General features: G+C 46.6%; 15 protein-coding genes. 7 read left to right on the top strand and 8 right to left on the bottom strand.

The window, feature by feature from the left end; genetic code table 11:
- Nucleotides 1-206 precede the first annotated feature (206 nt).
- The gene (locus ACBR23_RS05710) at nucleotides 207-4,154 is read left to right on the top strand and encodes an EAL domain-containing protein (protein ID WP_371118827.1); all 3,948 of its coding nucleotides are present in this window, start codon (nucleotides 207-209) and stop codon (nucleotides 4,152-4,154) included.
- A 213-nt stretch (nucleotides 4,155-4,367) separates the two neighbouring features.
- Here the strand turns inward: ACBR23_RS05710 and ACBR23_RS05705 are convergent, their stop codons facing one another.
- From ACBR23_RS05705 to ACBR23_RS05675, 7 genes are all read right to left on the bottom strand, one after another.
- A complete protein-coding gene (locus ACBR23_RS05705) occupies nucleotides 4,368-4,715 on the bottom strand; it encodes a DUF5615 family PIN-like protein (RefSeq protein WP_371117416.1) in 348 nt (115 codons plus the stop codon).
- A complete protein-coding gene (locus ACBR23_RS05700) occupies nucleotides 4,712-4,993 on the bottom strand; it encodes a DUF433 domain-containing protein (RefSeq protein ID WP_371118828.1) in 282 nt (93 codons plus the stop codon). The genes ACBR23_RS05705 and ACBR23_RS05700 overlap by 4 nt, the downstream gene beginning before the upstream one ends.
- A 372-nt stretch (nucleotides 4,994-5,365) precedes the next feature.
- Complete coding sequence (locus ACBR23_RS05695; protein ID WP_371118829.1) at nucleotides 5,366-9,925, bottom strand: PAS domain S-box protein; 4,560 nt, start codon at nucleotides 9,923-9,925, stop codon at nucleotides 5,366-5,368.
- Between the two features lie 826 nt (nucleotides 9,926-10,751).
- Nucleotides 10,752-11,729 (bottom strand): malate dehydrogenase, encoded by a 978-nt coding sequence (mdh, locus tag ACBR23_RS05690; RefSeq protein ID WP_371118830.1) that lies wholly within the window; start codon nucleotides 11,727-11,729, stop codon nucleotides 10,752-10,754.
- Between the two features lie 160 nt (nucleotides 11,730-11,889).
- Nucleotides 11,890-12,105: an NAD(P)H-quinone oxidoreductase subunit O gene (locus ACBR23_RS05685; protein WP_340522847.1), complete on the bottom strand. Its 216-nt coding sequence runs from the start codon at nucleotides 12,103-12,105 to the stop codon at nucleotides 11,890-11,892.
- A 207-nt stretch (nucleotides 12,106-12,312) separates the two neighbouring features.
- Nucleotides 12,313-13,251, bottom strand: coding sequence for a DNA-formamidopyrimidine glycosylase (locus tag ACBR23_RS05680; RefSeq protein WP_371118831.1), 939 nt, complete (start codon nucleotides 13,249-13,251; stop codon nucleotides 12,313-12,315).
- 2 nt (nucleotides 13,252-13,253) lie between these two features.
- Nucleotides 13,254-13,628, bottom strand: coding sequence for a photosystem I reaction center subunit IV (locus ACBR23_RS05675; RefSeq protein ID WP_371118832.1), 375 nt, complete (start codon nucleotides 13,626-13,628; stop codon nucleotides 13,254-13,256).
- 567 nt (nucleotides 13,629-14,195) lie between these two features.
- Here ACBR23_RS05675 and ACBR23_RS05670 point away from each other — a divergent pair.
- The 6 genes from ACBR23_RS05670 (at nucleotide 14,196) to ACBR23_RS05645 (ending at nucleotide 19,831) form a co-directional block, all read left to right on the top strand.
- Nucleotides 14,196-16,238, top strand: coding sequence for an ATP-binding protein (locus tag ACBR23_RS05670; RefSeq protein WP_371118833.1), 2,043 nt, complete (start codon nucleotides 14,196-14,198; stop codon nucleotides 16,236-16,238).
- Nucleotides 16,231-18,189 carry a hypothetical protein gene (locus tag ACBR23_RS05665; RefSeq protein WP_371118834.1) on the top strand — a complete coding sequence of 653 codons (1,959 nt, stop codon included), beginning with the start codon at nucleotides 16,231-16,233 and terminating at the stop codon, nucleotides 18,187-18,189. The genes ACBR23_RS05670 and ACBR23_RS05665 overlap by 8 nt, the downstream gene beginning before the upstream one ends.
- 238 nt (nucleotides 18,190-18,427) lie before the next feature.
- Nucleotides 18,428-18,739: a hypothetical protein gene (locus ACBR23_RS05660; protein ID WP_371118835.1), complete on the top strand. Its 312-nt coding sequence runs from the start codon at nucleotides 18,428-18,430 to the stop codon at nucleotides 18,737-18,739.
- 106 nt (nucleotides 18,740-18,845) lie between these two features.
- Nucleotides 18,846-19,118: a hypothetical protein gene (locus ACBR23_RS05655; protein WP_371118836.1), complete on the top strand. Its 273-nt coding sequence runs from the start codon at nucleotides 18,846-18,848 to the stop codon at nucleotides 19,116-19,118.
- Between the two features lie 171 nt (nucleotides 19,119-19,289).
- Nucleotides 19,290-19,514 (top strand): hypothetical protein, encoded by a 225-nt coding sequence (locus ACBR23_RS05650; protein WP_371118837.1) that lies wholly within the window; start codon nucleotides 19,290-19,292, stop codon nucleotides 19,512-19,514.
- 122 nt (nucleotides 19,515-19,636) lie between these two features.
- Entirely contained in the window at nucleotides 19,637-19,831 is a 195-nt protein-coding gene (locus ACBR23_RS05645) for a hypothetical protein (RefSeq protein WP_371118838.1), read from the top strand.
- A 323-nt stretch (nucleotides 19,832-20,154) separates the two neighbouring features.
- Here ACBR23_RS05645 and recQ read toward each other — a convergent pair whose 3' ends face one another.
- Entirely contained in the window at nucleotides 20,155-22,350 is a 2,196-nt protein-coding gene (gene recQ / locus ACBR23_RS05640; protein ID WP_371118839.1) for a DNA helicase RecQ, read from the bottom strand.
- Between the last annotated feature and the right edge of the window lie 17 nt (nucleotides 22,351-22,367).

The following is a 22,367-nucleotide window of genomic DNA, read 5'->3' as shown; positions in this document are numbered from 1 at the left end:
GCAAGTGGGGTGAAAAATTCCTCACTTACTTACAGCGATTCCTCAAAAGGAAAAAAAACTAAACGTTATAATTTATAGGGTTTAGGATGGGGTTGTTTCAGGATTCAGATAATGCTAGAGATCGGTACCGATCGTCCGGGATCATCTAAAATCGCCAACTACCAAAAATTCATAGCCCTCGGTAAGAGGTAAAGGAGTCAGGTTTTGTGCAAAAAAGATTATTAGAATGGGTCAATCAAAAACTGGAAAGTTTGATTCCCGAACACTGTCAGAGTTGTGACTTTAAGTCTGAAGTCCGGGAAGCACTGCAAGATACTCAAGAATTATTGCTGGCGATCGCTGAGTCGATGCCACTCCCTTTGGCGATCAGCAGTCTGGCCGACAGTACCATTCTTTATTGCAACGATTTGTGTGCTATTTCTTTCGGAATCAAACGCACAGATTCGATCGAGCCTCCAAAAGCCGAAACACTTTACAATAACCCCGCAGACCGCCAGAAACTACTGGAGGCACTAGCTCGCAATCAGCACATCTCTGAGGCAGAAGTCTGCCTGAAAAAGGCGGACGGCACATTATTTTGGGCAACTGTGTCGATGCGCTACCTGACTTTGTATTCGGAAAAAGCTGTTTTGTCAGTGTTCTGCGATATTACGGAGCGAAAGCGAGCCGAAGCTCTAGAACGGGAATTGCTGGCGTCAATCCATTGTCGCGCTCGTCAGCAAGTCGCTGTCGCTTACTTAGGTCATCTGGCGCTGGCTGAAACAGATTTGTTGGCGCTAATGGACAAAACAGGAGTGTTGATTGCCCAAACTTTGGATGTAGAGTATTGTCAATTTTTGGAACTATTGCCTTCAGGTCATGCTTTCCTGTTGCGATCGGGCTTTGGCTGGTCTGTCGGCCTCGTTGGTAGTGCGACTGTCACCGCTTCACCACGGTCTCAAGCTGGCTATACATTGTCCGTGGGGGAACCAACTATAGTCGCAGATTTGCGGATAGAAACCAGGTTCAGTGAATCGCCAATGCTGCACAACCAGCAAATTGTCAGCGGTGTCACCTTGCTGGTTCCGGGCACTCCCGGTATGGCTAATACGAACTGGGGAGAATCCATTGAAGTCCCCAATACGACATCTCCTGTTTGGGGTGTTTTGGGGGTTCACAGCACTCAAGAGCGGGTTTTTAGCCAAGATGATGTCTATTTTATGGAGGCGATCGCCAATCTGTTAGCCGCGGCGATCGAGCGGATTCGATCGTCAGAACGCCTGCAAATGATGGAAAGGGCGATGGAGAGTGCCACCAACGGCATTGCGATCGCCGATGCGACAGTTGCCGACAATCCGATTATTTATGTCAATCCCAGTTTTGAGCGGATCACAGGCTATAGCCGAGAGGAATTAATTGGTAAAAATTGCCGATTCTTACAGGGCCAAGGCACTAATCCAGCCTCTGTCAAAAAACTCAAAAAATCTATTGAAGAAGGCAAAGAATGCCAAGTTATTTTGCGTAACTTTCGGAAAGATGGTACGCCTTTTTGGAACGAACTTTCTATTGCTCCGGTGTACAACTCGCGACGACACTTGACCCACTTTATTGGGGTTCAAACAGATGTCACAGACCGTCAAAAAGCCGAAGAAGAATTATACTCAAAATCTCAAGATCTAGCTACTTTTAGTGCCAATCTCAAACATTTACATCGAATTACCACCTATAATTATCAAAATTTTCAAGAACTGGTTGATGATTATCTAACCGCGGGTTGTTTGATTTTTGGTCTGGCTATTGGCATCATTGCTAAAGTGGAAAATCAATCTTTTATAATTAGGTCTGCCAAGACAGAATTAGAATTTTTAGCTCCGGGATTAGAATTAAACCTAGAGGATACTTACTGTGACGCAGTGATTAAGTTCAAGAAAACAATGGCCTGTTCTCACATCAGAGAACTACTGGATGAGGATGACCATCCAATTTATCAAAAATTGGGTCTGGAATCCTACATCGGCACACCTATATTTGTTAATAATAAAATCTATGGTACTTTGAGTTTTTGTTCACGAGAAGTCAGACGTAAAAATTTTGCATCCCAGGAAAGAGAAATTATAGAATTGATGGCTCAAAGCCTGGGTAAATTTCTGGCGGCTCACAGAATGGAAATAGAACGCCAGGAAGCAGAAAAAGAGCGATCGGAGTTGATAGTATCTCTCCAAGAAAGTGAAGAACGCTACCGCCGTCTAGTCGAACTCTCTCCAGAAGCGATCGCCGTTCACTGTCAAGGTAAAATCGCCTATATCAACGCAGCGGGCGCAAAACTCCTCGGCGCTAGCTCTCCATCCGCGCTCATCGGCTTTCCGGTGCTGCATTTCGTCCATCCCAGCTATGTAGAAATCGCCAGAGAGCGGATTCGGAAAGTCGAGGAAGAAAATAGACCGATCGAACTGGCGGAAGAAAAATTGATGCGCCTAGATGGAACCATCATCGATGTGGAAGTAGCAGGTATACCCGCTACTTATCAAGGCTCAGCCGCCGCCCAAATTATTATCAGAGACGTCACCGAACGCAAACGAGTAGAACAGCAACTCCTGCACGATGCCTTTCACGACGCACTAACAGGTTTGCCAAACCGCCTCTTATTTATCGATAGACTCGCACAAGCGATACAGCTTTCTCAATATTCTCCCGATTACAAATTTGCCGTCCTATTCCTAGATTTAGACCGCTTCAAAGTAGTTAATGATTCTCTAGGACACATTCTCGGTGACAAACTGTTAATCGCTCTGGCGCAGCGACTTCAGAATTGCGTGCGCGTTACTGATACCGTCGCCCGACTTGGCGGAGACGAATTTACCATCCTCCTAGACCGCATTCAAAACCTCAGCGATGCCACCCTAGCAGCTAACAGAATACAAAAAGAATTGACCATACCCTTTAACCTGGAAGGTCATGAAGTATTCACCAGCGCTAGCATTGGCATAGTTTTTAGTAGAGACGAAGTAGAAGCATTAGAAGAGGAAGATTTGAACGGTCAGCAGAGTGCTTTGTATCACCATCCCGAAGAATTGCTGCGGGATGCCGACATTGCGATGTATCGTGCTAAAGCTTTGGGTAAGGCTCGCCACGAGGTGTTTAATTTGGCGATGCACGACCAAACTATGTCACTGTTGCAGTTAGAAACAGACCTGCGATTGGCGATTTTTGGTAAGGAAGAATTAGGAAAAGATAAGGACGAAAGTTCCCATTTTATTGTTAACTATCAACCGATTATTTCGATCGTTACTGGTGCGATCGAGGGTTTTGAAGCTTTAGTACGGTGGCAGCACCCGGTTCGGGGTCTAGTGCCACCGTCTACTTTTATTCCGGTAGCTGAAGAAACAGGCTTGATTGTACCTCTGGGAGCGTGGGTATTGCGGGAATCTTGCAGGCAATTGCGCCAGTGGCAAGAAATGTTAATGTCAATGAAGGAAGAAGGAAGAGGGAAGAAGGAAGAAGGAAGAAGGAAGAAGGAAGAAGGAAGAAGGGGGAGAGGGGGAGAGAAGGCTACTAATGCCCAATTCCCGATGCCCAATTCCCAATGCCCAATTCCCGATGCCCGATGCCCCATTCCTAATTACCGATTACCAATAATTGACCCTTGGCAATTAACAATGAGTGTTAATCTGTCTCCAAAACAGTTAGGTATGCCCAATTTGTTGGATCAAATTGATGAAATTTTGGCAGAAACAGGCTGCGCTCCAAGTTGTTTAAAATTGGAGATTACTGAAAGCGCGATCGTGGAAAATGTGAAGAAAGCTAATACTGTACTCTCTCAGTTGAAAGCTAAAAATATTCGGTTGTCGATCGACGATTTTGGTACGGGCTATTCGTCTTTGAGTTATTTGCACCGTTTTCCGTTGGATACCCTGAAGATCGATCGCTCTTTTGTGAGTCGTTTGGGAACTAGCGAAGACGGTAATGATGGGAGTCAGCATTTACAAATTGTACGGGCGATTGTGACTTTGGCTCACAATTTGGGACTGGAGGCGATCGCAGAAGGTGTTGAGACAGCCGAACAGTTAGCACAGCTTAGGGAACTTGAATGCGAACTAGCTCAGGGATATTGGTTTTCTAAACCTTTGGATAGTAATGCCATCACTGAAATGCTCAAGCGATCCATTGATTTATAACAGGTTTCACATTTTTTGAAGTCCCCGCAGTTAATCCGTAGGGTGCGTCGCTGCGAGATATAGCAGTCGCCAAGGCGGTTTGGTCATTGAGCGTAGTCGAAATGTCCACTTCGACTACGCTCAGTGACCGGAAGCATCCTAACCACCTTGGCGGTTGCTATATTGGATATAACTTGCAGATTATAGATGGCGACGCACCCTACTTGCTTCAGTTCAAATATAAAGAATTTGGTTTTCCATTTCGTCGGCTGTTGTGGTATTAAGGATTGAAACGAGCCTATTCACGATTTTTCCATATGGATGTCGGACTGCAATAATAATTCCATAATGTTTTTCCTCCCGACTGAAATATTCTTGAGCAAGCGCTGCAAAGTCATTTCGATTGTGGGTAAGAATAGCTGCTTTTTGGCTAATAGCATACTCCAACTGCTCGACATCTGTTTTTCCGAGTTGTCCTGCTTGTTTTGCAGTTGTTGCCTCAAAGCCGCGAGAATTTAGCAAGCTAGCTACAAGCGCATCGACATCTTCATCTAAATAAACATGGATAAAAATTTCACTCATTGATCTTTAACTCGCGGATCGATTAACTCATCGGGAATGCGGTTAAGTTCAATATACTTGTTAATTTCTGCTTGGCAATCTAGATAGTAGCTCAAGGCATCAAATACTTGTGCTAGGGTGAGGTGCGGCAAACGATGAGGAATCTCTTCTGGCGAAACTCCAATGCGCCACATCTCCACGATCGCCCGCACCGGAGTTCGAGTACCCTTGATAATGGGTTCACCACTCAGAATTTCATCATTCCTGACAATGTGACAGTGTTCTGTTGACTGAAGCATATTAGTTTGATTGCTCTATTTTGGAGAATCCATAAATATTTTAGCTCAATATGATAACTAATGAGGAGACGGCAGTGCCCATAGGTGTCAACTTAACGTCAAGCCCAGTCACAGACTGTTGTTTGACTATTAAATCTAGATCCCCCCTAGCCCCCCTTAAGAAGGGGGGGACAGGAATCTTTTCAAAGTCCCCCTTCCCCCCTTGGGGGGGGCTAGGGGGGGGTGGGGATTTAGGGGGATCTAGACTTAGGTAAAAACGAGATTTATCAAAGCTCTCAGGCTTAAGTTGACACTAATGGGCAGTGCCGTTTCCCTACCCCAAGATAATCACGTAGGGACACTCCAAAAGCCGTCTCCTGATTCCGGGTAATATTAAGAATTAGCTTTGAGCGGAATCTCGATCGCAAATTCTGCACCGTTTCCTAGGGAAGAAGTGCATTGCAGGGAGCCGCCGTGTCTGTCGGTAATAATTTGGTAGCTAATGGACAAACCCATTCCAGTACCTTTACCAACAGCTTTGGTAGTAAAAAATGGGTCAAAAAGTCGATTCCGTACACTCTCTGGCATTCCAGGTCCATTGTCAGCTATCTTGACGAGTACGCGATCGGGTTTGGACAGTTCTGTTTTAATGGAGATAATACTAGGATTTTGGCGCATTTCCTCAGTAGAACGACCCAAATCTCGTTCTTCCAAAGCATCTAAAGCATTGCTCAACACATTCATAAATACTTGATTTAACTGTCCGGCATAACATTCCACTAAAGGCAAGTTAGCGTATTCTTTAATCACCGGAATCTCTGGATGATTGTGTTTAGCTTTAAGTCGGTGCTGCAATATCATCAAAGTGCTATCTATGCCTTCATGAATGTTGACTGCTTTCATTTCCGCTTCGTCCATGCGAGAAAATGTGCGGAGAGAAGCAACTATTTGTTGAATGCGATCGGCACCGACTTTCATCGATGTCAGCAATTTAGGCAAATCTTCCATGAGAAAATCAAGTTCAATATTTTCTACTTCTTCTTGAATTTCTGGTACTGGTTCGGGATAGTGGTTTTGGTAAAGTTCGATTAGGTGCAGTATGTCTTGGGTATATTCGTTAGCATGGCTAAGGTTGCCGTAAATAAAGTTAACTGGGTTGTTAATCTCGTGGGCTACCCCCGCAACTAACTGACCGAGAGATGACATTTTTTCGCTTTGAACTAACTGAGATTGAGCGCTAGTTAATTTATCCAATGTGTGTTCTAATTCGCGAGCTTTATTGAGAGTTTGAGTGTAAAGATCTGCTTGATTGAGGGCGATCGCCAATTGAACTGTAATCGCTTGCAACAATTCTACTTCGCTGTCACTCCAGGGGCGCACAGCAGCGGAGTGGGCGCAGGCAACAACGCTGACGACTCCCGAAAGTGCCTGGATCGGAATTGCCAACACAGATTGGTAGCCCATAGGGCTAAGAGACTGTCTCCAAATAGGGTCTGTTATCGCTCCGATATCATCGATTTGCAGCGTTTCTAGACGCAACATCTGTTCTCCTAAAGTGCCGAAGTCAGAAGCTTTATAGCAACCGATTAAATCGGGAAGTTCTCTGGTGCGAGATTCTTGAATAATTTCCCAAAATGCCTCTTCTTGTTCGCTACGGTACTGGGCAAAATAGCAGCGATCGATCTGCATGAAAGCACGAATTTCTTGGACTGCGACAGTAATTATGTTGTCAAAGTCGAGGGAATTGCGGATTTGGGTTGTGAGGCAGTTGAGCAATTTTTCTCGATCGGCTTGCTGCTTGAGTGTGGCGGAAGAGCGCCTCAAAGTAAGTTCTGCTAGCTTGCGATTGGTAACATCTTCGGTAATTGCTAATAAATATTCTGGCTGACCATAGGCATCGATAATTGCGGTTTTCTTAGTATGAAATATCCGCGAGGCTCCTGTAGCTATTTCAATTTCTTCTTCCTCGATATCTACAAGTAGTCTGTTGTTGAGAACTTCCCGGTCTTTGCTCATAAAAGTTTGGGCTTGTTCTGTGGGGAAAAAGTCAAAATCATTTTTGCCTATAACTTCTGTGGCGGAAAAACCGAATAAGTGTTCGGCTGCTGGATTCCACAGTACAAACCGTAAGTCTGTGGCTGATTTGGCAACTACTCCTACTGGTATGGTTTGGAGCACAGATTCCATAAATTTTTGGGTGCGTTGCAATTCGGCTTCTGCCAGTTTGCGATCGCTAATATCTCGGACGTTGGCAATGATGCTAACATTGCCGTTGAGATTAATTTGAGACAAGGCTATTTCTGCATCAAAGGTTGAATTGTCATGGGGACGCCTAGCTTTCCATTCAATGCGGGCTGTTTCTCCGGCTATTACCCTTTGCCAAATTTCGGCAAATTCTGCCAAGGGATTTTCAGCGGTGGAATAGTCATTTTTAAATGATAATGTGGTGGCTTGGGAGGCGCTAACTCGATACATTTCTAACATTCGATTATTGACATCTAGAATGTTTCCTTCTAAATCATGAATGAAGATAGCATCGTAGACATTGTTAAATATAGTTCGGAGGTTTTGTTCGGAAATTTGGACTGCTGCTTCAGCGTTTTTGCGCTCGCCGATTTCTAGTTCTAGCTGGGCGACGGCTTGCCACAATTCGGCTGTGCGATCGCTCACTCTGTCTTCCAACTCGGCGGCTGCTTGTCGCAGGGCTGCTTCAGCGTTTTTGCGATCGGTAATGTCGATCGCAGTACCGAACAATTTTACCACATTGCCGTTGGCATCAGTTTCAGCTCTGCCCAGGGCGTTCAGGTGTCGCAGCGTGCCGTCGGGACGGTAAAGACGAAAGTCAAAATCAAAGGGAATGCCAAAGTCAACTCCCCGCTGTATTTCGGTTTCCCACAATTCCACATCTTCTGGATGGATCAGAGCGACTTGCTGTGCTCTGGTGGGTGCTGTGGCGGCTGGTTCGAGTCCGTGGATGCGGAAAAGTTCCTCTGACCAAGTAACGGTTCCCGTTGTGACATCGAGTTCCCAATTGCCGACATGAGCGAGTCTCTGGGCTTCTTGTAGCTGTCGTTGGCTGTCGCGAATGGCTGTTTCTGTGAGTTTGCGATCGGTGATATCGAGCAAAACGCCACAAAATACTATTTCGCCGTTCTGATTGCGGGTGGGCACTGAGTCGCCCTGCCACCAGTGAATCTCGCCGTTGGGATTGACTAACCGCCCTTCGTAGTGCCAGGGAGATAGGTTTTCTACGGCTTCGTTGACGGAGGCGATGTAGCCATCCAAGTCTTCGGGGTGGATGCGGGAAATGAATGTATAGATGTCTTCCATCATTTCTGCTGCTGTGACACCGCCGATCTCAAAAATGCAATCGCTCATGTAGTCAATTCTCCATACTCCATCCCGGCTGGTAAACTGGAACACAGCTCCGGGGATGGTGGCTGCGATCGTCCGAAACTTGGTTTCGCTGACACTGAGGGCGGCAACAGTCTGTCGCAGTTCTGCCGTGCGGGCTTCTACTCTGCGCTCTAGTTCGGCGTTGGCGTGTTGCAAGGCTGCTTCTGCGAGTTTGCGATCAGTAATGTCGGTAGCCGTACCCGTGGTGCCGAGGGCGTTTCCTGCGTCGTCGAACAGGGCGATCGCATTGAACATCAAATGTTTCATGCTGCCGTCTTTGGCGATTTGGGTGGTTTCGTACTGGAACACTGATTCTCCGGTCAGCAGGCGGGCGAAAACTTCTAAATCTTTCCGGCTTTGTTCTGGTGTCACAAAGTCGGAAAAAGGTCGGCCGACCATTTCTTCTGGTTCGTAACCGTAGATGTATTTGACTGCTGGGTTGACGAAGGTGTAGCAACCTTGGGCATCGACTGACCAAATCATGTCTTGGGAGGTTTCTACCAGGCTGCGGTATTTGGTTTCGCTGGCTTTGACTGATTCCTCTGCTAGTTTGCGTTCCGTTATGTCGCGGGAGACACCGACGGTCATTGTTACTTGGCCATCTTCGTTGCGGATCGGTGTTTTGACTGTACTAAACAGTCGCACTTCTCCATCGTGCCGCACGATCGGTTCTTCGGAAATTGCCAGAGTTTGTCCGGTTTCAAATACGAAGGTGTCATCTTTAATATATGGTCGAGTATCGTCTGGATTGGCGAAAGGTGCATCTACAATTCCTTGAAGTTCCTCTTCACTCATGCCGTAATAGTCGCGAAATGCTTGATTAGCCCAGAGAATTTTTGATTCAGGACCTTTGACTAATACCATGTCGGCGATCGAGTCGAGAATTTGGTGATATCTTTGCTCGCTTTCCCGCAGTTGTTGTTGCGTGCGATCGATTTCTGCTAATTGCCTTTGGGTTTGCAAGTGCAATTCGGCTTGGTAGATGGCGATTGCTAGGTGTTCTCCTATTTGCTTGGCAAATTCGATTTCATCTTCTTGCCAATCACGGGGTTGGCCACATTGGTGAATGCACAGCAATCCCCACAAATGCTTTCCTTGAAGTAGGGGTACGACTAAGTTAGCTCGGATTTGAAATCGCTTGAGGATGGAGAGGTGACAAGGACTCAACCCAGCTCTATAGATATCAGTGAGAGCTTGAACGTAACCTTTTTCGTAGTTAGCTGCAAATTGTTCGCCGAAACAGCGATCGTGAACTTGTGCGCCTAGGGAGGGGCTGTATTGGGGTAGTACGTCTTCGGATACTATTTCGCCGTCGTTCCATTGGGAGTCGGGGATGAATCGATAAATGGCGACGCGATCGGCATTTAGGAGTTGCCGGACTTCTGTGCTTGTGGTGTTGAATATTGTTTCTAAGTCTAGGGATTCGCGAATTTTGCCAATAACTCCCATCAGGGCTTGTAGCTTTTTGAACCAGGTTTGAGACTGCATTTCTCTTTCTAGATGAATTAACTTCATCCGCAGGCTGGTTACTTCGTGATACAGGTATTGATGAAACATATAGTATCTCTTTAGTTATTGTGTGGTTTGGTATAGATTTAGCCGACACCCCAATTAGCGATCTTGATTTGAGTTTGGTAAATACTGGGACTTGATAGCAAATGCTATTGATTTTTCGGTAACTCAGCAGCAAATTATACTGATCTTACCAAGTGTTATTTTTCACCATCCTTCGCTCTGCATAAATTTTTTGTACCTTTAGTGATTGATTTTGCCCTCGATTATTTGGTAAGGTATCAATGGTAGTTAATTTTATAGTTTACTTAGTTTGACATTTTTTACCATCTGTGTTTGTTTTAATTATCACATTCTTATGATGACTGCAAAGTTAATTAGCTATCTTGCTGAAGGTGATAATTAAAAAATTTTATAGAGCGTGTTTACTCAAATTTATGGAAATTGAGCCGATGGCGTTTGAGCAAATTTTGCCTGTTAGATAGTAAGCCTAAATGATTGGTGCAAAAACTGTAGGGATAGTAGATGGTGCGTGCCTAACCCGAATATATTGGCGCAACCAGGGGGGAATCCCTCCGCTGCGCTTCGGCCCTAAAAGAATTACACAATTGATTCAGACCTGCTATAACAGAGGTGGAACTAAGAAGCAATAAGCAATCCCATCTAGGATTTGAGCAATTAACAAACTCCTCAGCGCATCGGGGGTTTCTATATTTAGCTATTATAGCAACCGCCCCGACGATTAGGACATTTTTGAACCCTAAAAGTATTGCTGTTATTGACTCTTCCTTCTTCCTCCCACCTATGCTATAACCTATATTTTATTCTATTTTAAGATGTCTACCAGATTTTTTAAGAAAAACCTAGGCTTTTAATCAGAATGATTCAAGATAGCCTTGGCTTCTTGAATACTTTGCCAAACTAATTTGCTGCATTCCATAAAAGCAGCTCTTTCAGTATCACTCAGAGCGAGTTCGATCACCTGTTCCACACCCTGATATCCCAAGCGACAGGGAACACCTAAAAACATATCTTGTACGCCGTATTGACCATGCAAATAAACGCAGCAAGGCAGTATTCTAGACTGATTCAATAGGATTGATTCTATCATGACACAGACAGAAGATGCTGGTGCAAAATAGGCACTAGAAGTCTTCATCAAGGTGACGATTTCTGCACCTCCGTGACGGGTCCGATCGACTAAACGTGCGATCGTCCTTGCATCCATAAGTTGACTAATGGGAATACCATTGACTGTAGAATAGCGGGGTAAAGGAACCATCAAATCTCCATGAGAACCGAGGACAGTTGCATTGATTTCAGCAATCGAAACGCCCAACTCCATTGCAATAAAAGTTTGGAAGCGGGAGGAGTCGAGAATTCCTGCCATACCCATAACTCGGTGCTTTGGTAAACCGGTAGCTTCCCAGGCTAAATAGGTCATGACATCGAGGGGATTTGTGACTACGATTAAGATTGCTTCGGGGGAATAGGCGATCGCCTGTTGTGCGGCTTCAGTAACAATTTTAGCATTGATTTTAATTAAATCTTCGCGATTAATACCGGGCTTGCGTGGTATACCTGCGGTAATGACGATGATGTTTGAGTTAGCAGTATCAGCATAGTGGTTTGTACCGAGAATTTGGCGATCGTGTCGTTCTACACCCCTTGCTTGCATCAAATCCAAAGCTACACCCTGGGGCCAACCTTCCACAATATCTAGCAATACCACATCAGCCAGATTTTTTTCAGCTATCCGCTGGGCTAAGGTACTGCCAACTTTCCCTGCACCAATAATTGAGACGCGAGTTGATGGACAATTTGAGGTACTGGAATTGATAGAAGTCATTCTATTTTAGATTTGAGATTTTGGATGTTAGATTGGGAATTTTTACTCGTTCCCAGGCTCTACCTGGGAACGCAGATCGGTCGGCTCTGCCTCCAATTTTCCAAGCGAGGCAGAGCCTCTGGGCATGGTTTCCCAGGCAGAGCCTGGGAACCAGTTAAAGTTAGTTGAAATCTTCGAGTTGGTCTACCCGGAGCCAAATATTGGGGGTAGGGACTTTGCCAAATTTGACGAAGGCATAGTCACCACGAACATCGAGCACTTCGCCCTTAGTTTCAAATATATAGGAGGAAAAGCGTCGATCGCTGGCTTTTGCTTCCAAACTATTTTCCAATTTTTCGCGTAGGGCGCGGACTATGCTGCCTTTTTTAATTGCCATGACTTGCTTTGTTTAGTTTAAAAAACTATACAAATTTTAATCTAGATTTGCCTTTATAGCACTTTTTTCTCTTGACTACTGCCTCATAGACCTCTCCGATAATTATTGTGGAATAGGCATCCCTTCGACTTCGCTCAGGACACCGCCTGCCTGTTCTTGACTGTCTTTTTAGGAGATGTCTAATGACTACTGACTACTGACTGATGACTATGTTTGACAAACGGGGCAGAAATGAGTCGATCGCCCTGCTAATTTTATCCGTTCGATCGGTGTGGAGCAAGCGCGACAAGGTTGGCCTTTACGGTTATATACCCAAGCAACACCGCCATAGTTGCCATTGACGCCTTGGACGTTAAGAAAATTGCTGAAAGTAGTGCCACCAGAGTCGATCGCCTTGTCGAGCACTTGAATAATAGCTGCATGGAGACGCCCAATTTGGTCTGCTGTCAAATCAGCGCACAGAGTTGTGGGCAAAACCCCGGACACAAACAAAGCTTCATCAGCGTAAATATTGCCCAAACCCGCCACCAGAGACTGGTCTAGCAATGCTGTTTTAATTGGTCGCGCCCGTCGGTGTAGCTTGTGGGCGAAATATGCTGTGGAAAATTCTGCTGAAAATGGTTCGGGACCCAACAGTTTGAGGCCAGTGACAACGCTGGAAACCTCTGTTTCTGAAGGTACATACCACATTTGCCCGAAGGTGCGTTGATCTACAAACCGCAATTCTTGGTTTTCCTCAAGGAACAACCTGACTCGCGTGTGTTTTGGTAGCGGTTCCGATTGGTTCACCCACAGAAGTTGTCCTGTCATCCGCAGGTGTACACCCAACCAGCCAAATTGGGAAGGAAGGAAGACAGAAGAAGTCAACCCCCCCCACCCCCCCCCAAGTGGGGATGTTGAAGGAAGTACGGTCTGGGCGGGCACGGGGGCACCGCCCCTACATTGAGATAGTTCTGCCAGGAGGTATTTGCCGCGTCTGTACCACCGCTCGATCGACTTTCCTTTGAGTTTTGTCAAAAAATCGGTCGCAGAGATGGAGCGGGCGATCGAGCTGGCTAACAGCACGTCTCCGCCCAAAATTGCTCGATCGAGGGTGAGATGATTTAGCCCGCGGCAAATAGTTTCTACTTCTGGCAGTTCTGGCACAATTAGCGTTGTTCTGTTCCTTGATTTGGCGAACCTTCGACGCTTCCAGGAACTTCGGCACCTGGCTTGCTGTCTGCGGAGGTTTTGGGCTGCTGGGGGGTGCCACCGCTGCCGGTTTTGCGGGTTTTCTCGGCGACGGTGGTTTGCTTGCCACCGGGGGCTGCTGGTGCTTTGGCTTTGGCTTTGGGTGCTGACACTTCGACTACTTCGCTGAGGGCGAAGTTGTTGGTGTTGACGCCGGCATAATTTACGTTGTTAAAGCGAACGATAACTGGGTATTTAATGCCGCTTTGGTCTACCGTAGCAACGGTGCCGACTTCTTGATACCAATAAGATTCTTTGCGGAGAATCCGAACTGTAGAACCGCGTTGAGTCATGAGCTTTGTTTCCTTTGCGATAAATAAACGGATAAAGCCATTTTTTTCACTTTAGTCGATCGCGCGACGCATTTAAAGTCTGTCAGGAAATTTTTGTTTTATACGGTGTTTTTTGTGGTTATTTGTAAAGAAAGGTAAACTTTTTTGTAGTGTGAACTGTGGGGAGCAAAAAATAAATAACCTCTTATTGTCTATCAAATGACAACTGTGCGATCGGGTTGATAAAAAAGTTTACAAATCGGAGAGTGGGGGGTGTTGGGGGGTTGAGAACCTAGAGATCCCCCAACCAAGAGGGCGGGCACGGGAGCACTGCCCCTACAAGGGGGGAATGGAAGCATTCTCAAAGTCCCCCTTCTTAAGGGGGATTTAGGGGGATCTAGACTTCGATATAAACGAGAGATACAGAGGGTTTCAGTCTTCAGTTGAAAACCTGGAGATCCCCCCTAGCCCCCCTTAAGAAGGGGGGAACAAGAGTATTTAAAGTCTCTGGTTAATCCGGTAAATTATCCTTGTATTTAATTATCTCACCGCGCTAAACTATTCCAAAGTATGAGAAGTATTTAAATTATGTCGTTAGTAGATTTAGCTAATACAAAAGTTCGGGTAATTGGATGCAGCGCGGTGATGGCTGTCGGGCAGATTATTTCAAGTGCGATCGCGAATCCGGCAGTGTTAGCAACGGGTTTAACGGGTGGTACGATCGCACTTGGAGGCATTTCGATCTTAGCAGCGATCGTCGGTAGTATGGCTGAGACTATGGCCGCCGATCAACTGGCAAATCGGATGACGGAACGATTGGGGAAAAATCCGAGGATTCTGGACAATCATGATTTGATTAAGGCGGCGGGTGAGGCGATCGGCTATATTTTGAGAGAGGTTGCGAAGTCCGATCGATTAAAGGTGATTGCACTTAGCAAAAATTTGCCTTCTCCTGAAAGGGCTTTAGATCGATTAGCCGAAAAAACTCCCCAATACTGGCTGGATATTAACACGAGTACAGCCGATTTGTCAAGGGGTTTACAGATTTCCGAAGACCAGCTAACCAAGATTTTTTCTGCGGATGTCGAGGAGTTCGATCGCGTTACCGGATTGACACCAGCAGATTGGGCAACTTTCCTGGGGGAATTCGCAGCCAGCGAGGGCAAATCCTTCGATGCGGAAATTGTGGAATTTGTGGCGGACAAGCTGTACACAACTTTCCCGAAAGCGTACCGGGAAGTGCTGAAACTGGATGCGGCGAAGGGAGGCGAAAAGTTTGCGGCGATGCTGTTGAATCTTCACCAAATTGCTTTGACTGAATTGAGAGATTTGGGGCTGCAAAATGGGGAGATTCTGCAAAAGTTGGAGGCGGTGGCGACTCGGCAGCAGATTTGTCAAGTGATGGTGAAATTGGAGGCGATCGAAATTGGCATCCGCGACGATTTGGCGCAGATTCAGAATTTGCTGGAACGATTTATTGATACTGCCGCGCCTCGATTGCCGCTTCCCTACGAGTGCGAAACGATTATTCAAGACCGCACTCAAGACTTTACCGGACGGCGATTTGTATTTGCAGCAATTGCCGAATTTTTGCAGAACAATCGCAAAGGCTATTTTGTTTTAGAAGCAGATCCGGGTGTCGGCAAAAGTTCAATTATGGCGAAGTTAGTGCTGCTGCTGAAGCGGCGCTGCGTCGCCCATTTTAACTCGCAATCTCAAGGCATTGTCCGCGCCGAACAATTTCTGGAAAATGCCTGCACTCAGTTAATTCGACGCTATCAACTAAATTATCCGCAACTGCCGGAAAATGCCACCAGAGATGGCAATTTTCTGAGTCGATTGTTGGGGGAAGTCAGCGCTAAATTGGGCGGCAAAAAGTTGATTATTGTCGTCGATGCCCTGGATGAAGTGGATCTTAGTTTGCAGGGGCGCGGCAGCAATGTTTTGTATTTGCCAGATGCTTTGCCCGATAATGTTTATTTTATTGTGTCGAAGCAGCCGAAAACTCTGCCTTTGCCAAATCATCAGGTTTTTGATTTGATGCAGTACAGTGCAGAAAGTTTGGCGGATGTCAAGGTTTATATTGACAAACGCACGGGCAATAGCGCGTCTATTCAGAGTTGGATTAACCGTCAAAATTTGCAGCGCGAACAGTTTGTGGCGGCGGTGGCGGAAAAAAGCCAGAATAATTTTATGTACCTGCGCTATGTGTTGAATGATATCGATAGCGGCAAGTACAGCGATGTGAATTTGGAAGATTTGCCGAGGGAGTTGGAAGGATATTATGACAAGCATTGGGCGCGGATGGAAATGGCAGTGAGAGATAAAGAATTGCGCCGCCGGAAGTTGAAGGTGATTTATTTGTTGACGAAAACTCGCAAGCCGGTTTGTTGCGATATTTTGGCGGATTTTGCTGAGGAAGATGCTTTGGATGTGCAGGAAGTTCTGGATGATTGGGAACAGTTTCTGCGACGCAATAACTATACTCCACCACATTACAGTATCTATCACGCGAGTTTCCAAAGATTTCTGCATCGTATTGATGTGGTGCAGAAAGCTGGGGTGTCGCTGCGGGATATTGAAACGGCGATTTCTGATAATTTGTGGGAGGCTTTGTACGGCGATGAGTAAGTTTAAAAAACGGTTGGGGAAACTGTCGCCGAAAAAGCGGCTTTATGCTTTGGAAACTCTGCCGGGGCATTTGGCGGAGAGTGTTCAAGGGGAACGGCTGCATCAGTTGTTGACGGATTTTGATTTTATTGAGGCGAAGTTGGATGCGGTGGGAGTTCAAGGGTTAATTGAGGATTATGATTTGGCGAGGGTTTCTGATGTTTTGTTGTCGGAGGGGCAAACTGAAACTTTGCGGTTGATTCAAGGGGCAATTCGCAAGTCGGCGCACGTTTTGGATGGGGATAAAACGCAACTCGCAGGGCATTTGTGGAGTCGGTTGGTGGATTTTGAAATAGCTGAAATTCAGGGGATGTTGGAACAGGGGTGGCAATCGAAAGATAGTGTTTGGTTGCGGCCTTTAAAGGGTAATTTAGAACGGGCAAATGAAGGTGCACTGCGGACACTTGCTGGTCATACTCACTTTGTAAATGCAGTGGCGATCGCACCCGATGGCAAAACTGCTATTTCCGCTTCATTTGATCAAACTCTGAAAATCTGGGACATAGACAGCGGCAGGGAATTGAGAACTCTTACCGATCATACTAGCGGGGTAAGTGCAGTGGCGATCGCACCCAACGGCAAAACAGCGGTTTCGGCTTCAGCGGATAAAACCCTGAAAATCTGGGACACAGACAGTGGCACCGAACTGAGAACTCTCACTGGTCATGCTCACAGGGTAACAGCAGTAGCGATCGCACCCGACGGCAAAACAGCGATTTCGGCTTCATCAGATAATACCCTGAAAATCTGGGACACAGACAGCGGCACGGAACTGAGAACCCTCACCGGTCATACTAGATCGGTACAAGCAGTGGCGATCGCACCCGACGGCAAAACAGCGATTTCGGCTTCAGACGATAATACCCTGAAAATCTGGGACACAGACAGCGGCACGGAACTGAGAACCCTCACCGGTCATACTAGATCGGTACAAGCAGTGGCGATCGCACCCGACGGCAAAACAGCGATTTCCGCTTCAGATGATAAAACCCTGAAAATCTGGGACACAGACAGTGGAATCGAACTGAAAACTCTCACCGGTCATACTGGCGCGGTACTAGGAGTGGCGATCGCACCCGATGGCAAAACCGTGATTTCGGCTTCAAGGGATAATACCCTGAAAATCTGGGACTCCGAGACAGCCAGGGAACTGAAAACTCTCACTGGTCATACTAACTTGGTAAATGCAGTGGCGATCGCACCGGACGGCAAAACCGCAATTTCAGCTTCAAAGGATGAAACCCTGAAAATCTGGGACACCGAGACAGGCCGGGAACTGAAAACTCTTACTGGTCATACTAACTCGGTAAATGCAGTGGCGATCGCACCGGACGGCAAAACCGTGATTTCGGCTTCATGGGATAATACCCTGAAAATCTGGGACACCGAGACAGGCCGGGAACTGAAAACTCTCACTGGTCATACTAACTCGGTAAATGCAGTGGCGATCGCACCCGATGGCAAAACCGCGATTTCGGCTTCATCGGATCACACCCTGAAAATCTGGGACACAGACAGCAACCAGGAACTGAAAACTCTCACTGGTCATACTAAATCGGTAAGTGCAGTGGCGATCGCACCGGACGGCAAAACAGCAATTTCGGCTTCAAAGGATAATACCCTGAAAATCTGGGACACCGAGACAGGCCGGGAACTGAAAACTCTCACTGGTCATACTAGCTTGGTAAAGGCAGTGGCGATCGCACCCGATGGCAAAACAGCGATTTCCGCTTCATGGGATAACACCATGAAAATCTGGGATCTGCTTAGCAGCAAAGAGGTTGCTAGTTTCAGCGGAGATGCTGAGTTTAATTGCTGTGCGATCGCCCCTGATGGAGTGACAGTTGTAGCGGGCGATCGATCGGGCCGGGTGCATTTCCTGCGATTGGAGGGAGTTAGCGGCGGGCGATAATCCAAGAAACCGGGTTTTTGCCCGAATCTGTGGGTTGTAGCGAAGTATTTCGGAAAAAACCCGGTTTCTGGGCCCCCCGCGATCGGTTTTTTTTGTGGATGGGCGATCGAATTTGATTTGTGAGTCCGTTAGTTAGTCGGCGCCAGGGGCTAGTTGGTTCGTTGCCTAGTCCGCCAGGGGTTGAAACCCCTGTCTCATAGCGAAAGTCCTCTAAAAGAGGACTGAAGAATTAGTTGATGTGTATAGGTTTCATGCGAATTTTCAGTCGGTTTCAACCGACTTTCGCTATGAGACGGGGGTTTCAACCCCCGGCGGACTGTGCCACAAAGCAGACAAATTTTCGGTCGGTTTCAGGGCGATCGAATTTGAGAGAAATGTGCGATCGCATTTTTCGATGGATGGGCGATCGGATTTTTGGGTGGATGGGCGATCGCATTTTTCGATGGATGGGCGATCGGGTTTTTGGGTGGATGGGCGATCGGGTTTTTTGTGGATGGGCGATCGGGTTTTTTGTGGATGGGCGATCGAATTTGATTTGTTAGTCCGTTAGTTAGTCCGCGCCAGGGGCTAGTTGGTTCGTCGCCGAGTCCGCCAGGGGTTGAAACCCCTGTCTCATAGCGAAAGTCCTCTAAAAGAGGACTGAAGAATTAGTTGATGTGTATCGGTTTGAGGCGAATTTTCAGTCGGTTTCAACCGACTTTCGCTATGAGACGGGGGTTTCAACCCCCGGCGGACTGTGCCACAAAGCAGACAAATTTTCGGTCGGTTTCAGGGCGATCGAATTTGAGAGAAAGGTGCGATCGCATTTTTGGGTGGATGGGCGATCGGGTTTTTTGTGGATGGGCGATCGCATTTTTGGGTGGATGGGCGATCGGGTTTTTGGGTGGATGGGCGATCGCATTTTTGGGTGGATGGGCGATCGAATTTGATTTGTGAGTCCGTTAGTTAGTCGGCGCCAGGGGCTAGTTGGTTCGTTGCCTAGTCCGCCAGGGGTTTAAACCCCTGTCTCATAGCGAAAGTCCTCTAAAAGAGGACTGAAGAATTAGTTGATGTGTATCGGTTTGAGGCGAATTTTCAGTCGGTTTCAACCGACTTTCGCTATGAGACGGGGGTTTCAACCCCCGGCGGACTGTGCCACAAAGCAGACAAATTTTCGGTCGGTTTCAGGGCGATCGAATTTGAGAGAAAGGTGCGATCGCATTTTTGGGTGGATGGGCGATCGCATTTTTTGGTTTTTGGGCGATCGCATTTTTTGGTTTTTGGGCGATCGCATTTTTGGGTGGATGGGCGATCGGGTTTTTGTGTGGATGGGCGATCGAATTTGATTTGTGAGTCCGTTAGTTAGTCGGCGCCAGGGGCTAGTTGGTTCGTCGCCGAGTCCGCCAGGGGTTGAAACCCCTGTCTCATAGCGAAAGTCCTCTAAAAGAGGACTGAAGAATTAGTTGATGTGTATAGGTTTCATGCGAATCTTCAGTCGGTTTCAACCGACTTTCGCTATGAGACGGGGGTTTCAACCCCCGGCGGACTGTGCCACAAAGCAGACAAATTTTCGGTCGGTTTCAGGGCGATCGCATTTTTTGGTTTTTGGGCGATCGAATTTTTGGGTGGATGGGCGATCGAATTTGAAATCGGAGGCGGTTGAAACCCCGGCGGTTAGAAACCGCGTCTACACAAACGATGTCCGCCTCCGCGGACGAAGAAGGTATTCGCTAGCAACTTTTAGGCGAGCGAAATGGTTTCTTTTATTCATAAGGGGCGTGCGACGCCTGTTATGAATAAAAGAAACTCTCTCCCCCTCCCCCAATCTCCCCCTCTCCCCCTCTCTTGAGATGAGAGTTTTCAACTAGGATTTGGGATGAGTTTCTGAGGAGGACTTCAGCTATGAGACGGGGGTTTCAACCCTCGTCGGACTTCGTAACGTAACAGATAGCAACCTCAAGAAAAAATATACAACCAGACATTATATCAAAAACCCACGTAATTTTGCCGCCACCAAGCACGCACTAATTTAATCTCCTCAAAGCTATAAGCTTCTTGCAAAAAGTCATAGATTGCTTTCAATCTTTCATCCCCAATTATCTCAATTGCTTGCACAATTGGTTGCTGTCGTTCCGGTTCCACTAACAAATGAATATCGACTTTTTGATCCATATCTATTAATTCTACTAAGTGCCCAACAATCGTAGTAGGACTCATGCCTCTGATTTCTGCTATGCCTTCAACTGTTAAACCTTTTCTGTGCAATTCCCAGGTTTGCATCTGTGTATAAGAAGGTATATTCCCAGCATTAGAAGTTTGAGCTACAACAGAAGGTGCTGCACCTGTTGGTAAGCCTTTTTCTTTACAAAAAGTCCGAATCGCTTCCAAGAAAACTTGACCGTACTTATCTCGCTTGTTGCTACCAACTCCGTAAACTTCTACGAATTCGGTGAGGTTTTGGGGGCGTTTTTCTGCCATGTCTCGCAAGCTTTTATCGGCAAAGATGACGTAGGGCGGTACGAATTGTTCGTCGGCTATTTGTTTGCGTAGTGTCCGTAATATGGCAAATAAACTTTCCACTTCTACGGCTAAAGAGCGATTTGTTGCTTGTACTTCGCGTTTGGGTTGAATGGCGATTTCTACTGTGCGCTGACGTTTCATGACTTCCCAACTTTTCTCGTTGAGTTTCAAAATTGGGAAGCCGTCGGTTGTTTCATCTAGCAATCCTTGGTGTAAAAGCGAGCGCACTAAGTTTTTCCAATCTTCTGCACTTCTATCTTTGCCGATGCCATAGGTAGAAAGTTGGTTATGTTGGTATTGCAATACTTTTTGATTTTTAGATCCACGCAACACGTCTATGATGTGATTCATGCCAAATTTTTCTTTGCATCTAGCCACGCAAGAAAGAAATTTCATGGCTTCTATTGTGCAGTCTTCTACGGGTTTTTGATGGCAACAGTTATCGCAATTTCCACAATTTCCGGGGAATGAGTCGCCAAAATAACTTAGCTGAATTGTGCGACGACAATCGGTTGATTGAGCGTAGTTGATGACTCTTCGCAATTGTTGGCGGGCTATGCGCTGTTCTTGTTCATCGGGTTTTTGATCGATGATATATTCGATGGTTTTGACATCACCGAATCCAAAAAATAGGGTACAATGGGATGGTTCGTTGTCTCTGCCTGCTCGACCTGATTCTTGATAGTATCCTTCGAGATTTTTGGGTAAGTCGTAGTGAATGACAAATCGGACATCGGGTTTGTTGATTCCCATGCCGAAGGCAACTGTGGCTACCATTACTTGTACGTCGTCGCGAATGAAGCGGGTTTGGTTGGTTGTGCGATCGCTATCGTTCATGCCAGCGTGATAGGGTAAAGCTGGGATGCCACTTTGTTGCAATTTATAGGCAACTTCTTCTACTTTTTTGCGGCTGAGACAGTAGATAATTCCCGAACCGCCTTTTTTTTGGATTATTTGCAAAACTTCGGCAAAACTGTGCTTGGTTTTGGACCTAACTTCGTAGTATAAATTGGGGCGATTGAAACTGGCGACGTGGATGTAAGGATTGCGCAGGGTTAACTGCTGGATAATGTCTTGGCGGACGCGCTCGGTGGCGGTGGCAGTTAGTGCCATAATGGGGATGTCTGGGTAGCGATCGCGCACTCGTTCCATTTGTCGATATTCGGGACGAAAATCGTGCCCCCATTCGGAAACGCAGTGGGCTTCGTCGATCGCAAAGGCCGAAATTCCCAACTTAGCTGCTACTATATCTAAGAATGGCAAAAATCTCTCGCCCAGCAAGCGTTCAGGAGCAACGTAGAGTAGTTTAATTTTACCTTCGAGAATTGCTGTTTCGCGCGATCGCACTTCCTGAGAATTCAAAGTGCTATTGAGAAAAGTCGCCCCAATCCCATTATCTACCAAAGCTTCCACCTGGTCTTGCATCAAGGCAATTAAGGGGGAAACAACTACACTTAAACCCGGTTTCAATAGGGCTGGCAATTGAAAACACAAAGACTTGCCACCCCCTGTCGGCATCACAATCATCTGATCTCGTTTTTGGAGAGCAGCTTCGACAATTTCTCGTTGTCCCGCACGGAAGGAGTCATAGCCAAAAAAATGTTTCAGAGCTTGTTCGAGGGTGGGTGGGACAGGAGATGTGGGCAGATTCGACCCTGACATTTGCAGTAGTTGGTTTG

Source organism: Microcoleus sp., assembly GCF_041354475.1.
Taxonomy (GTDB): Bacteria; Cyanobacteriota; Cyanobacteriia; order Cyanobacteriales; family Microcoleaceae; genus Microcoleus.
The sequence above is the reverse complement of the archived record's forward strand: the minus strand, read 5'-3'. Positions and strand labels throughout refer to the sequence as shown.